The 424-nt window shown below is 45.5% G+C and carries 1 rRNA gene; it reads left to right on the top strand.

Going from position 1 to position 424, the window contains the following annotated elements:
- Positions 1-152: 152 nt before the first annotated feature.
- Positions 153-424 (top strand): 23S ribosomal RNA (locus tag IB255_RS30545); the annotation flags it as partial.

Below are 424 nucleotides of genomic sequence, written 5' to 3'. Positions count from 1 at the left end.
TTAAAAATTTGGGTATGTGATAGAAGTAGACTGAATAATCTCTTTCACTGGTGATTATTCAAGTCAAGGTAAAATTTGCGAGTTCAAGCGCGAATTTTCGGCGAATGTCGTCTTCACGTTCGAGACAATAACCAGATTGCTTGGGGTTATATGGTCAAGTGAAGAAGCGCATACGGTGGATGCCTTGGCAGTCAGAGGCGATGAAAGACGTGGTAGCCTGCGATAAGCTTCGGGGAGTCGGCAAACAGACTTTGATCCGGAGATCTCTGAATGGGGAAACCCACCTAGCATAAGTTAGGTATCTTGCACTGAATACATAGGTGTAAGAGGCGAACCAGGGGAACTGAAACATCTAAGTACCCTGAGGAAAAGAAATCAACCGAGATTCCCTTAGTAGTGGCGAGCGAACGGGGATTAGCCCTTA

Origin of the sequence: Pseudomonas sp. PDM22 (assembly GCF_014851965.1) — a bacterium.
GTDB lineage: Bacteria > Pseudomonadota > Gammaproteobacteria > Pseudomonadales > Pseudomonadaceae > Pseudomonas.
This window is presented reverse-complemented; position numbering and strand designations above follow the sequence as displayed.